Annotated in this window: 9 protein-coding genes and 3 pseudogenes; 3 read left to right on the forward strand and 9 right to left on the reverse strand. The window is 57.0% G+C overall.

Going from position 1 to position 12,949, the window contains the following annotated elements; all coding sequences use genetic code 11:
- Window positions 1–4 precede the first annotated feature (4 nt).
- Entirely contained in the window at window positions 5–1,690 is a 1,686-nt protein-coding gene (locus tag EN935_RS07195) for a GMC family oxidoreductase N-terminal domain-containing protein (RefSeq protein WP_063169348.1), read from the forward strand.
- An 81-nt stretch (window positions 1,691–1,771) separates the two neighbouring features.
- Here EN935_RS07195 and EN935_RS41900 read toward each other — a convergent pair.
- A pseudogene (locus EN935_RS41900) lies at window positions 1,772–1,915 on the reverse strand (transposase); the annotation flags it as partial.
- A gap of 456 nt (window positions 1,916–2,371) precedes the next feature.
- Between EN935_RS41900 and EN935_RS07200 the strand changes: the two are divergent.
- Window positions 2,372–3,301, forward strand: coding sequence for a 2-oxoglutarate and iron-dependent oxygenase domain-containing protein (locus EN935_RS07200; RefSeq protein WP_063170383.1), 930 nt, complete (start codon window positions 2,372–2,374; stop codon window positions 3,299–3,301).
- 476 nt (window positions 3,302–3,777) lie between these two features.
- Window positions 3,778–4,218 carry a GNAT family N-acetyltransferase gene (locus tag EN935_RS07205; protein WP_158515807.1) on the forward strand — a complete coding sequence of 147 codons (441 nt, stop codon included), beginning with the start codon at window positions 3,778–3,780 and terminating at the stop codon, window positions 4,216–4,218.
- Between the two features lie 142 nt (window positions 4,219–4,360).
- Here EN935_RS07205 and EN935_RS07210 read toward each other — a convergent pair.
- The 8 genes and pseudogenes from EN935_RS07210 to EN935_RS07245 all read right to left on the reverse strand — a co-directional run.
- A pseudogene (locus EN935_RS07210) lies at window positions 4,361–4,591 on the reverse strand (IS3 family transposase); the annotation flags it as partial.
- A gap of 117 nt (window positions 4,592–4,708) precedes the next feature.
- Entirely contained in the window at window positions 4,709–5,878 is a 1,170-nt protein-coding gene (locus tag EN935_RS07215) for a Xaa-Pro peptidase family protein (protein WP_063169356.1), read from the reverse strand.
- Window positions 5,879–5,959: 81 nt separating this feature from the next.
- Window positions 5,960–7,228, reverse strand: coding sequence for an acetyl-CoA carboxylase biotin carboxylase subunit family protein (locus EN935_RS07220; protein WP_082826583.1), 1,269 nt, complete (start codon window positions 7,226–7,228; stop codon window positions 5,960–5,962).
- A gap of 313 nt (window positions 7,229–7,541) precedes the next feature.
- A complete protein-coding gene (panD, locus tag EN935_RS07225) occupies window positions 7,542–7,985 on the reverse strand; it encodes an aspartate 1-decarboxylase (protein WP_063169354.1) in 444 nt (147 codons plus the stop codon).
- 986 nt (window positions 7,986–8,971) lie between these two features.
- Window positions 8,972–10,165: pseudogene (locus EN935_RS07230) on the reverse strand (IS256 family transposase).
- Between the two features lie 756 nt (window positions 10,166–10,921).
- A complete protein-coding gene (locus EN935_RS41905; RefSeq protein ID WP_224571101.1) occupies window positions 10,922–11,389 on the reverse strand; it encodes a transporter substrate-binding domain-containing protein in 468 nt (155 codons plus the stop codon).
- Window positions 11,367–11,735, reverse strand: coding sequence for a GNAT family N-acetyltransferase (locus EN935_RS07240; RefSeq protein WP_063169352.1), 369 nt, complete (start codon window positions 11,733–11,735; stop codon window positions 11,367–11,369). The genes EN935_RS41905 and EN935_RS07240 overlap by 23 nt, the downstream gene beginning before the upstream one ends.
- 328 nt (window positions 11,736–12,063) lie before the next feature.
- Window positions 12,064–12,949, reverse strand: an 886-nt coding sequence (locus tag EN935_RS07245) for an aldehyde dehydrogenase family protein (protein ID WP_127373238.1), incomplete at its 5' end; no start/stop codon positions are given.

Below are 12,949 nucleotides of genomic sequence, written 5' to 3' on the forward strand. Positions count from 1 at the left end.
TTGCGTGGTTTTCGATTATATCGTCGTGGGTGGTGGCTCCTCTGGATGCGTGATGGCGAGCAGGCTCTCCGCCTATGGCGCTCGCGTGCTGCTCATTGAAGCTGGCCCTGATACGCCGCCGAATGCCATTCCTGACGACATCCAGGATGGCGACCCAACGCGTGCTTACCTTAATCCCGGTTATCGATGGCAGTCACTCCACGCGACAACGGTGCGAGGTGGCCGCAAGCCTGTCCATTACGAACAGGCGCGCGTCATGGGTGGCGGCTCCAGCATCAATGCCCAAGTCGCCAACCGCGGCGGGCCCGGAGATTACGATGAGTGGGCCTCAAGCGGTGCAACGGGCTGGGGTTGGGAAGACGTGCTGCCCTACTTCCGTCGTCTAGAATGCGATTTGGATTTCGGCGGGGAATTTCATGGCACGAACGGCCCCTTGCCAATCAAACGTGTGCGCCAATCAGACTGGTCGGGCTTCATCCGGGCAATCTCCGATGCTTACGATGCTTTGGGGCTTCATTTCAGGCCAGACTTCAATGGTGCATTCGGTGATGGCTATTCAGTTGTCCCATTGACCAACCGCAATGGTCATCGGGTCTCCTCCGCGATGGCGTACTTACCCGAAACCGTCCGCTCTCGCCGCAATCTAACGATTTTATCCGAAACGACAGTTGCGCGGCTGACCTTTTTGGGAACAACGGTAACGGGGGTCGAGACGGAGAACAAATCGGGCGTGCAATCGTATAGCGCTTCTTGCGTTATCCTGTGCGCAGGAGCACTCCATTCACCCGCCATATTGATGCGCTCCGGGATCGGCCCCGCGAAGGAATTAGTACAATTCGGAATCCCTATCGTTGCAGATTTGAAAGGTGTGGGCCAGAATCTTCAGGAACACCCCACGATTTGCGTTTCGGCCTATTTGAAGCCGGCCGATCGCTTGTCACCCGGCGTGAGCGAATATATTCAGATGCACGCCCGCTACTCGTCGGGTTACGAAGGCTGCCCGTCGACCGATATGGCAATATCGACTGTTGCCAAATCATCCTGGCACCCGCTGGGGAGGCGCCTCGGCACTCTCGCCGTGTGGGTCAATCGCAGCTACTCGACGGGAACTGTGGCGCTCAAGGGTAGTTCGCATAAAATAGAGCCGGAGGTCGATTTCAACTGGTTGAGCGACAAGCGGGACGCCGAGCGCCTCAAGCAGGGCTTTCGCTTCATAGTCCGCCTGCTGCAGCAAGATTCGCTGTCCTCTGTGGCGCTGGACCCGTTTCCGTCAGCGTTGAATGCGCGAGCGAAGCTGGTGAGCAAGGTCACAAGCACAAACTATGCACTCACGTCATTTCTGGCGCTGCTCATGGACGCGTCGCCGCGGCTGCGCCGTGGGCTGATTAGGCGCGTCATAACGGATGGGGATAGCATTTCCGATCTCGTCAACGACGAGAAACATCTGGATCGGTATATTCGCCAGAACGTCATCCCAAGTTGGCATCCGACGTCGACCTGCAGGATGGGGGCAGCCGCGGATCCTGGCGCTGTGACCGATCCGTCGGGACGCGTTCATGGTATTTTGGGTTTGAGGATCGCCGACGCTTCCGTCATGCCATTTTGCCCTCGGGCGAACACAAACATTCCGACGATTATGGTGGCTGAGAAATTGGCCGACACAACCTTGAGAGACGGCAGACGGAGCTAAATCGCTGCCTGCTTTGCTGCTCGGCTAGTCGTCTCGTCGAGACGGCGGATAACGTCGACAAGCGCTTCCTCAGCTCATGTGCTCCTTGGTGCCGCCAGGCAGAACGCCGAACCCGATGTAGATGGCTTTTTTGCGAACGAAGTCTTCGTCCCTGAGCTTGACCGCTCGACCCGGATAGCGTCGAAAAAGACTATGGGATAGGAAAATTTCGAGCGGTCGGTTTCTGCCATTCGGCCATCGTCCGGGACGGCGTGTGTGATGGACGAGCTCAGGTAGCTGGCGATACCTCGCGTCATAGAGCTCTTCGAGATGGCCGATCCTGCCATGAAACCCGGAGGTCGGCGCTGGTCTGGATTGAGCCTGGAAGTCATAAAGCAATTCAGAATTGTAAATCGCTCTTAGTATCTTGGCCGTGATAATGTTAAACTAACCGCGACGGATGTAACAATATATACAACTATATTAACATACAAATCGTTGTTATCTTCACCAGGAAGCGCTAGAGATCAATTGCTAAGACGGAATCACCGCCCAGCCATCGGCTTAGCCTTAGAATGGGACATCATGTCGACTTTCGTTATTATTGGAAGAGACGGCGCGTTGCCCACATCCAAGGAACTGTCGACTTTGAGAGCCGCGGCAAACACTAATCAACTTAAGCGCCCAAAAAGGGGATTGACTATGACCACGCTGCCGAAAATTTCACTTTCGAAATTGAGAGACGATGCAACGCGACGTGACGAGCGCCAGCGCCTGCAAATGGCATGCCAGGAATACGGGTTCTTCTACCTTGTCGAGCACGGCATCCCCGGGGAACAGATCGCGCAAGCCATTGAGGCTTCCCGGCGATTCTTCGCATTGCCACAGTCGGTTAAGGAACGCTACGGGCACGCCTTTCAGGACGTGTACCCCACTGCCGCCCGTGGATACAGTCCTTTACACGGCGAAATGCTACATCCTGAGGCCGGCTTCGATCCAAAGGAGGTATTCGACCTCGGAATTGAGAACGAAGGCGACCGGCGTCCGTTCTCCGGCCGCACGCGCCTTCCGGATGAAGCCTTGGCTCCTGGCTTCGCAAGAAACCTGCTTGCTTTGCAGGCTACCGTGCTCGCCGGGATTGTCCCCCAGATCGGGGATGCGCTGGCGGACCTGATAGGTATGGAAGAGGCATGGTTCCAACGCCATTTCAGCACGCCGACGCTTGGGCAACGCGTGATACGGTATCCAGCTCGCGGCGGCACTTGCGCAAAGCACACGGATCATGGCTTCTTCACGCTGCTGCTGCAAGAGGAACTCCCCCTGCGTTCCTTGCAGGTGTGGTTCCGCGGTCGATGGATGCCGGTGCCGAGCCTGCCCGATAGTCTCGTAGTCAATCTGGGCGACCTCCTTCAGGTCTTGAGCGACGGCCGCTTCAAGAGTACGCCCCACCAGGTCGTGCATAGTGGTCCGACTGATCGAATTTCGCTGCCCTTCTTTATTTATCCCGAGATCGACGCTCGCCTGACTTCGCGACAAGGGCAGCAAGTTAGTGTTGTAGAAATGATGCTGCGCAACGTTGAGTCAATATGGGTGACTGGGAATGGCGCCGGACGCGCGCGCGAACTGCAATGATTGTCTGCTTTTCTAAAGCATGCGCAATTATGGCGCCGACGCGGTGCAGATCTCCGTGGTAAGCTGGAAGAACTCTCGCATCCGCTAGATTGTCCCGCCGTCGCGCGTGTAGCGCGGCGGTCGGAAGCCCGCTTCGGGATGAATGCACCTATGGTGTCAGATTGTTTGCATCGTGTGGTCGCAGGGAAAGATCGCACTAGATCTGCACCGCTGTCGCAAACGTGCTGCGGGAAAACCTGAGGGAACTTGATCCCATGATAACGCTCGCCCAACTCGCGCTTGACGTATCGCGAACCGAGCTCCCGGGAACCAGTTCCAGCGCGACCACGACGCCGTCACAGGCGGAAAGATCTTATAACACCCGGCGGTCGCGTGCTGCACGTCTTGCGGGCCGGTGGCAGTTATCGCAAGCCGTCAACCTTTCAGGCCGAACACCTCGCGCCCTGGAGCCCATTCTCAGCCGGAGCCCGCCCCTCATGGAGATTCGTCTCGCAGGCACTGCCGACCGCGATGCATGGCGGTCCCTTTGGTACGCATATTGCGCCGACCAAGGTCTCAATTCATCAGAACAGGCGACAGATAGGATCTGGCGGCGCATCGAGCGCCCAGACGAACCGATTAACGCGCTGATCGCGGTCTCAGCAACTGGCGTTACCATAGGTTTTGCTACCTTTGTCATTCACCCGTATACTCTTAGCGATCGTCCGGTCTGTTTTCTCGCAGATCTCTATGTCGACGAGTCTTCGCGGCGCCAGGGGATTGGCCAAGCCATGCTCACGAATCTGGCCTCCTACGGTCGCGACCAAGGCTGGCTGAGAATCTATTGGAATACGGACAGATCAAATTATCATGCGCGGGCGCTCTATGACAAGATCGGTAAATTGAGTCCATACCTTACCTACTACTATGACCTGTAGACTTGCTCTGAGGTCGTAACGAAAGCGCATTGACCTGCCCCAGTCTTTTAAACAGTGGCGAGTAGACTAGAGGTGCAGCCATTTATGTTGCGCACATGGGCTTGCAGCGGAATGTATTTTCGGCGCGATGATCCATTGATCAGGCAAGGACCGTGTTCGAGGTAAACTCCGTGCGGTGGTCTGCGACGATCATGCCGGGCTTGCCGCGCTGGGCGATCAGGTCGTCAGTTCGCGAGCAACGCGGCGACCAGAGATCTGTGTCCGGAATCGCGTAAGGCATTCGCGCGTCACGTCGTCGACGAGTTGATCGGCCGCAGGAGAACTGGTCGTACAGCGACCAGCGTGCGTTCGGCTTCGCCTCGACACGGATCGGCCCCGCATGCCGACCGCCGCTCGCCGTCCGCACTTCAACAAGGTAGGCGACATCTCGTCGACCGGCAAGATCTATTCCGGACGTCCGCGCTGTCGTTATGACAAGCCATATTCTAATTTAGATCTCAAAAATCTTCCGGGGAGCAGTGGTCAGTACCTCGACGCCGGAGTCTGTGACACGGAACGTTTCGCTGATGACGTATCCAAAATCCTCCTCGATCCAATTACCTAACATCAGGTGAAAGGTCATGTTTGGTAGCAACTCTGTCATATCGCCATCCTTAAGGCTTGCGGTCGGCTCCAACCAACCAATGCCGTGTGCATAGCCGCAACGCGTCTCCTTTTTGAGGCCCCGCTTCTCGATGCTGCGATTGAAGGCGTTGGCAACATCGCTGCAAGTCGCTCCTGGCCGTATCGCATCAAGAGCGACCTCAAGGCCGGCGACTTGGATCTCATGCACGCGACGTAGACGATCGGAGGGTGAGCCGATCGTGTAAGTGCGCATAAGCCCAGCACAGTAACCATATCGCGCACCGCCGATTTCGAGATTCACCTGCGATCCATAGCGAAAAACGTCCTCGCTCCACGGAATGTGGCACGTTCCCGTTCGCGGTGATGAACACAAACTTATTCCCTCGATCCCGCTTCCTGGCTTACCGTTTGCGCCGCGCACCAACGTTGCCACAATTTCCGCGCACGCGTCTGCTTCACGCACCCCGGGGCGTATTACCTCAGCAGCGCGTCGAATCGCGGCGTCTGAGATTGCCGCCGCCTCCCGCATTACAGCTATCTCGAGATCTGACTTGATGAGCCTTTTCCAAGTGACCGCCTTAGTAGCATCGACGATCGTGGCACCAGGCAGGCGCATCCTAAACTTTTTCGCCGATTGCGATGGAAGGCAGCATAGCTCGATTCCTATGCCTCGACTCGCGAGGCCGACGTCCTCCAAGTAATCGACTACCGCGTCATAGCCATCCTTGTCAGGATTTCCAATATACGCTTCGGGGTATGCGACGATTTTGTCGCGCTCCATAAAACATTGATGAATGGCTGCCGGCGCATCACAGCGGCGCAGAATGAACGTCGGTTCCTCTTCTCGTATCGAAACCACAACGGCCTGAGGAACATAGGCTGATAGCGCGGTGTACCCCGTGAGATAGGTAATGTTATGTTGGTCGGAAACGACGAGCGCGTCGATATCGCACCGACCCATTTCGAACTTCACCGAGCCGAGCCGGCGAAGGTATTCACTTCTAGGGAATGCCTGGGGTCCCTTGGATATATTCATAAGTTTGAACTCCAGCTATGCTTTTGACAACAAGGCGAGCTATTGCGGGTAAGAGTTCTTATGCTGGCGACGGATCACCTCTCAGTTGGGGGGGAGTCGTGGGGCTGCAGATCGCTCCTGTTCGCCCGACGGCGGTGTGATAGACCAAGCGATTAAGTCGACAGCTCGTTGGAGTATCGCTTCGGTCTGAGCAAGGCTGGGTGAAACGGCGACGACATGTCCTATCCAGTCTCGAAAATCGCCTTTCCTGAAGATCGGCGCGTTGGGTTCAACATACAATTTGATTTCAGCGACACCTGGTACCGCGATCGCCTGACTGCCGCCATCGATCCAATCGAGGGTGCCGTCGCAATCAGCAACTAGGAACCGCGCGGCTGCGGTCTGCAAATGCCTTCTGCGCAAATCCCATTCCTCGCCGACGACAAGCTTGATGTGCTCGGTGACCAGATCGACACCGCTCGCCAGTTGGACCAGTTCAGGCTCAAGCGCACCAGCAAGACGCGGATTCACTTCGATTACAACCGGGCCATGATTAGTCAACCGGAGCTCGATGTTCGTTGGCCCCCAATTAAGGCCAAGAGCTTGCAAGCACCTCAGCGAAACATCAACGATACGGTCATGATCGTCTTCCGCAAGCGGGGCCGGGAAGGTCGTTTCACGGAAGACGAAATGCGGTGGGGGGCCGAAATCAACGGCGACAATCCCAATAACCTCATTGCCCATTATCTCCACGCTATAAAAAGGGCCGCGCGCGAATTCCTCAACCAATATCCTCGGCGAAGACGGCCAGATGTGCTTCCCACCCAACAGATAGGTCGTGTGGTCAGCTAACTCATCGGCGTTGCGGCACAATCGGACACCGATGCTACCGCTGCCGATTGCCGGCTTAACAATTACGGGAAAGCCGATCTCCGCGACAGCGCTTTCTACTTCTGCCACATTCAGCGCCATGCGATAAGCGGGTATCGGAACTCCGGCTTCCGCAAGTAGCTGGCGCTGAGAGAATTTGTCACAGCATCGTTCAATCAATTCGGGGTTGGGTCCCGGTAAGTCGAAATGCCGACATAGTTTGCCAACGGTTGCATAGACCGACTCGTCGATGCCCGAGAAGCCCGTGATACCAGCGATGTCATTGGTCTCACGCAGCCTGGAACATTCGCGAATCAAGGTATCAAGATTGGTTGTATCGACACGGATTGCCTCGCTTCTTTCCGCCGCAAGATACTCGTACTGTGTTGGATCAACTGATAGTGTAATTGGATGAAAGCCAAGACGCCGGGCCGCGTGGATGTATCGTATTCCATTACCTCTTGCATGGCCTTCAACCAGGATGAGAGCTTTCCTTGACATTGGCTGTTCTCCACTCTGCGTTTTTGTCGATAGGTCGTTTTGCCATCGTGGACCTCAGACTTAAAGACAACGATCCAAGGCCAAACATTCCGTGAAATTGGTCGCCTCTACCCGCAGCCGCTGGCTGAAGCTGAAGTTGCCTTTGGCGCAGCAAAATCGTCTTCCCAGATCTGGGCAGAACCGATTGGGCTTGATGGCAACTGACCGAATAGTGGCCGAGTGGGATAATGCACTGTATCGCGTACCAGAGTACTGGGGACGAGTACGCCCTTGACCGGGACCCGGCGCCACGAGCTGTCACCGAAAGGCCCTACTAGGGAGTGAGTTTTAGCGCGTTATCGCCGGGAGAGCCCTCGCGAATCGAGAACGTTATCCTTCCATCGTCGTCTATTGCACCCTCGTAGAACATGTGGTCGCAGATAGAATTATCCCGGTGGAAAGTCAGCACTCGCGGCTTGATCTCCACCATCTGATGCTCCTCGATGTATGCGGAGGAGCAAACGATTATTTCGTCCCCGACCTGACAGGTGCGAGCAGCGGCTCCGTTCAGCACGCAGCAACGAGAACCCCGCTCTCCATAAATCACGTAAGTGCTGATTCGAGCGCCCGATGATTTATTCCAGATTTCAACGAATTCCATTGGAAGGATGCCGGCTTCGTCGCAGTGATCTGGATCCAAAGTTATTGAGCCCCGGTAGTTCAAATTCGCGTCGGTCACAGTTATTCCATGAAGCTTGGCGGCAACAAATTTTCTCATCTACATTTCCTCTCGGCGGTGGGACACTGCGTCGACAAGCGATTGCTGTGTCTTGGTTTCAGGATGGATGGATGGACGTTCTGCGATTTGTCGTATTGTGGTTCTTAGGACAAAATTGATTACTCTGGCGTGGCCAGCACGAGACAGTCAGGCGAAGGCTGGTTGTGGTGGGCGGAGGCATTGCCGGCCGGCTGTCCCCCATTGGTAATGCCATCCGATACAGTTCCGACATGTTCCGTTCCTTTAATTAGTTGTGATTTCAGGTGACTGTGCCAATCGGCCCGTTCAACTGGATCGCACACAAAGTTGCAAACCTCGTGCCAAACTGGCTAATCAGGCCGGAAACAGAAATGCGTGATCTCTTTCAGCTATTTAGGTGAGCAGACCACGGATCGGATCAAGAAGGCACGTCGCGGACGCGACAAAATGTTGAGTGTAGGACGGGTTGAGGTGGCGCCCTTCTGCTGGTGGTCGTGCGGCCGATCTGGGCATCGTTGACTTCTGGCGGCGGGGATGTCGAGGACGCTCGGGTATTGGCTGTTCGGATCTTAGACGCGTGCAGCCTCATGCCTCGAATGCGGCCGTTTTACTTGTCCCAGTCGAGGCCTGCCTAAATGTTTGATCTCAGGTTTTGATGGGGCATCCTTATCTTCCGAATCAAAGGATGCACTATGGGCCAGGTTCTTCATGGGAGCGCCACGACGACAGAGGCGGTCCGTCGGGCGCCCGCTGATCAAGGGTTTGTTTTCAGCGATGGGATGGTCGCGGGGCTTACGCTCCTAAGGACGACCTTAAGAGCCCAGCCTCGCTACCGTGCCATGATCGCGCAAGGCGGCCCTCGCCGGAGGCGTACCCGAGGATCGCCCCTGACCAACAAGGAAAAGCCGGATCGACGCGGTCATGTATCCTCTAAGAGTTGTCATGACGCTTACCTCCTTCAGGTTGTGTGCGTCAAGTTCTGCAAAATGGGGCGGCCACGATGCTGGTCATGCGGCTTGGCGTAGAGCGAGCTTCTTGTGCTCGCGCAGATCGTCCATGTTGATGTAGCGGTTGGCCTCCATCCAGTTCTCGTTGGTCTCGCAGCCAGCGCCCTGACGAGGCGCAGGCAGCTTTCATTGGGGAAGATGCGCATGACATTGGTGCGCCGGCGGATTTCCTCATTGTGCCGTTCAAGCATGTTGGTGCTCTTGAGATGCTTGTGATGCTGGCGCGGCAGGCAAAAGAAGGTCAGCGTGCGCTCGATGGTCTCCTCCACCCAACTCGTCAGTCGCGGATAGCGGCCCGACCATTTGGACAGCCATGCGGCGAGATCGGCCTTGGCCTCGGCGAGATCGCGCCGGTCATTAGAGCCAGCGCAAGTCCTGCAGGCAGTCGGCGCCGTGCTTTCTCGGCAGGTGATCGAGCGCGTTCCTGAGGAAGTGGACGTAGCAGCGCTGCCAGGCGGCTTCGGGGATCACCTCGCCGATCGCCGCGACCAGGCCGGCATGATTGGCGGAGACAACCAGCTCGACGCCCTTGGGGCTGCGCGCCTTCAGCGCGACGAGGAAATCCCTCCAGGCCGAGCGGCTTTCGCGATTGGCCATCTCGACGGCCAGGATCTGGCGCCGGCCGTCCCAGTCGATGCCGACAGCGATCAGCACCGCCTGGCTCATGACGACGCCGGCCTCACGCACCTTCTCTTAGCGCGCATCGAGGATGAGGTAAGGAAACGGCTCTTGAAGGGGGCGCCTGGCAAAGGCAGCGAGGCTCTCGTCCAGCCGCTTGTTGATGGCCGAGATCGACGAGGCCGAGAACGCATGGCCGCACAGCTCTTCCGTGATCGCCTTGACCTTGCGGGTCGACACGCCCTGCACATACATCTCCGCAAGCGTCGCCACCAAGGCCCGCTCCGAACGCTGGTAACGCTCGAGAAGCTCGGTCGAGAAGCGGCCGGCCCGGTCCTGCGGAACCCGCAGCTCAAGCTTGCCGACCCGCGTGACAAGGGTGCGGCCGTAATAACCCGAGCGGTAGCCGAGCCGCTCAGGTGTGCGCTCGCTCTTCGAAGCCCCCAGCGCCTCGTCCATCTCGGCCTCGAGTACCTCCTGCATCACCGCACGGATCACTTCGTGAAGTCCGTCCGGGTCCGAAAGCAGAATGTCTTTGATGGCAGCGCTGCCGGTCTTACTTTCAATCTTGGTCATGGTGGCGTTCCTTCGCGGGAATCGGTGACGTGAACAATCACCAGCCTGCCATGACCGCCCTCTCTCAGCGAATTTGCAGAACTGTCAGCACACACCCTCCTTCATCACAAACCCAACCGAACAACTGGGCAGGTGTTCCAAAAAACGCCGAGTTCCAATAAGGACTCAGGTCCTGGTCCGCTATTGTCACCCCTTCCAAGTCGATGTGTTCGTCACAAATCTTGCGCAATTGAGAAAGGTCGCCCGGGCGTACAACTCTGATTTCCACAGTATTCTCCTGCTTCTCGTTCCGGCACACGTCAGGGGATTTGCTTGCGCAGTTGCCTGATGTGGCAGGTGAGCCAGCCCGCATATTGGCCGTCGTATTGTGGGCCGCGACGCTCACATGTGCGCACCCGATGAAGTGTAGATGTGTTTGTTTCAGGCAATGAGGCGCGTCTTGTGAGCACCGCCACGGTGGACCTGAAATCGCCTCACAGACGCTTGCCCACTGAACACGTCCCCGCCATGACCGGGGACGTGTTAAGGCACATTGCCTTCAGCCTCTGCAGAGGTCAGCGGTCTTGCTGCCGTCCGCAGGTTGTCTTTGCCGTAGCCGTATTTGCCGAATACTGCCATCATTTCGCCAGAGCCAACATAGTCCTGCATACGGCATTGAACGCGTCGACCGCAGCCTGCTCGTTGAGCTCGAAGGCGATAGCAGGATAGTTGGCTGGCGCGATGAACGAATCGGCCAGCTCAAGGCTGTGGTCCTTCTTAACAAGTCCAGTCGCTGTAAAGTAGTCGAGGGCACCGGCGGCGGCGCGACAGCCTGTCCGCCGGCGGTCCGGCGACCTGCATGATTTTGTCGTCGGCGATGCCTGACTTTTTCGCGTCCTGGACCGCGGTGTAGCCTGTATCACTGACGAAGGTGAGTCCCTTGTCACGCACATCCTCATAAGAATGCAGCCCTTCCGGGTTGCCCTTAGGCACCAGCAGTGCGCCTCTCTCCGTAGCGATCGGTTCGCTGAACAGCACGTTGCGGCAGCGCTCCGGCTTGATCCACATGCCGGCCGTGATGAAGTCGAAGCGGCTAGCCTGCAGGCCGGGGACAAGTGAGCCCCATTCGGTTACGACCGGCTCGATTCTATTCTCGTGTTTTTGCGCGACGCACGCAAATGCCAGACAATCCGATCCCCAAATTAATTCCCAGCACCGCAGGTTATTTGGTGTCCGCTTTTTCAACGAGACGCTCCATGAGCGTGCTGTAGGCGACAAAACCGGTGTGAGACCAGAAGGTCTTGCGGCCAGGATTGGTCTCCAGCACGTCGAGGAAAATCCTTGATTTGTTGTGGAAACGAGACCGAATAAGCAGCTCAAGGGTCCTGCAGCCAATCTCCGAACGTCGGTGTTGGCAGCTGACGTAGAATTGCCTCAAAAAGACGCGTTGCCCACTCGGCTCCGCATTGTCTGGCTCCAAACGATGAGTGGCGAGGCCCACAATCTCGCCGTTCTGGCTGAAGAGGTCGACCATCCAAATTTCGCGATTCACCAACTGAATAAACCGCTCCTTGAGTTCTGAAACCGTCATCGGGGTTTCGATGCTTCTCGGCCTCGATCAACTCGCGGTTCAACATTGCCAACTTGTCGAAATCTTCGGCGGCAGCTCTGCGAATCTCAATTGTCTCTGAAGCACTGTGATCCTCTCCTGACCCATGCGACCCACGCAGCGGGCTAGGCAATGCGCTCCTACATGTCCGTGGTGGGTAAAGCCCGTCCGCAGCCAAAAATCCTATGATTAGAGTTGTTCTCGATGACCTCCGATACGGATTCTCTCGCCGGGCTTATTTCGATTTGGTCGAGGTCATTGAATCCTGCATCGCCCGACAGCCGCGCCGTCGGTAGGGATCAGCAAGCGTTCAATTTCCAGATGGTGGCTGCGAGAGGCGGATACCAACGTTTCTCGTCTGAACGTAGCCGTCCAGCGCTTCCTGACCCTTCTCCCTGCCGTAGCCGGACTGGTTTATCCCACCGAACGGTGTTTCCACCCCGCCCACATACCACCCATTCACGTACACTTGACCGGCCCAAAGGCGGTCGGCGGTCCAGAGGGCCCGGTCAATATCCCGCGTGAACACGCCCGCTGCCAGACCGTGAACGGTGTCGTTCGCGAGATTGACGGCCATTCCCGGATTATCGAACGTGGTAACGGCAAGAACAGGACCGAATACTTCTTGCTGGAAGAGATTGCTGTCTCGCGCGACATCGGCAAACACCGTGGCCGCCATAAAGTAACCGCTCCGCTCCGAAAGCGCAGTCCCGCCGGTTACGAGTCGCGCGCCCTGCGAGAGGGCCGTCTGGCAGGCCCGCTCAACTCCTTGTCGTTGGTTTCGGGAGATCAACGGGGTGATGTCGCAGTTTTCGCGTCCTGGACCGACCGACAGTCCTTCGACGCAGACCCTCACTCTTTCCACCAGTTTGTCTGCAATAGAACGTTCCACAATAAGACGTGTAAGGTTGTTGCAATTCTGGCCTGCATTCAGAAAGGTCCCGACGCGTACCGCTTCCACAACGCAGTCGAGGTCGGCATCGGAATACACAACTGCAGCCGACTTTCCGCCCAGTTCCATTATGCAGGGCACGATCCGATCCGCTGCCGTCTTGAGCACCGTCCGCCCAGTAGTAATCGAGCCCGTGAAGACGATGTGGCGAACGTCGGGATGTTCGATCAGCGCCTGGCCTGCCGTTTGGCCGTATCCAGTGAGCACGTTGACCGCTCCGGCAGGCAGCCCCGCTGTCTCACAG

It is taken from the genome of Mesorhizobium sp. M7D.F.Ca.US.004.03.1.1, from assembly GCF_003998635.1.
Lineage (GTDB): Bacteria > Pseudomonadota > Alphaproteobacteria > Rhizobiales > Rhizobiaceae > Mesorhizobium > Mesorhizobium loti.

What these genes read in the sequence shown, in the direction of transcription:
- EN935_RS07200 (WP_063170383.1), top strand. Translation starts at nt 2,372, where the DNA reads ATGACCACGCTGCCGAAAATTTCACTTTCGAAATTGAGAGACGATGCA.
- EN935_RS07205 (WP_158515807.1), top strand. Translation starts at nt 3,778, where the DNA reads ATGGAGATTCGTCTCGCAGGCACTGCCGACCGCGATGCATGGCGGTCC.
- EN935_RS07215 (WP_063169356.1), bottom strand. Translation starts at nt 5,878, where the DNA reads ATGAATATATCCAAGGGACCCCAGGCATTCCCTAGAAGTGAATACCTT.
- EN935_RS07220 (WP_082826583.1), bottom strand. Translation starts at nt 7,228, where the DNA reads ATGTCAAGGAAAGCTCTCATCCTGGTTGAAGGCCATGCAAGAGGTAAT.
- panD (WP_063169354.1), bottom strand. Translation starts at nt 7,985, where the DNA reads ATGAGAAAATTTGTTGCCGCCAAGCTTCATGGAATAACTGTGACCGAC.
- EN935_RS07240 (WP_063169352.1), bottom strand. Translation starts at nt 11,735, where the DNA reads ATGACGGTTTCAGAACTCAAGGAGCGGTTTATTCAGTTGGTGAATCGC.